Here is a 238-nt window from a genome sequence, read left to right as displayed (position 1 = left end):
TCAACATCAATTCTTCGAACATCCCCACTATCTCCCTAATTATTACCCAACACCCCCTGATTTTATACACAAAACCATTAACCAACCCCCCCACATCATTCTCCACATTCACCTTCAACGCCCCTTAAAACTCAAACACAAATTCCCCCAACCCATCTTTCTTTTCCTCCTTCCTCCTTCACTCCACGACCTCAAAGATCGCATTCACGGCCCTCGTACCCAAACCCAAGCCACCATT

At 46.2% G+C, this 238-nt stretch carries 1 pseudogene; it reads left to right on the top strand.

The window, feature by feature from the left end:
- Window positions 1–238 (top strand): annotated as a pseudogene (locus FS628_RS30935) (guanylate kinase); the annotation flags it as partial.

Origin of the sequence: Paenibacillus xylanexedens, assembly GCF_007676705.1 — a bacterium.
GTDB lineage: Bacteria > Bacillota > Bacilli > Paenibacillales > Paenibacillaceae > Paenibacillus > Paenibacillus xylanexedens_C.
This window is presented reverse-complemented; position numbering and strand designations above follow the sequence as displayed.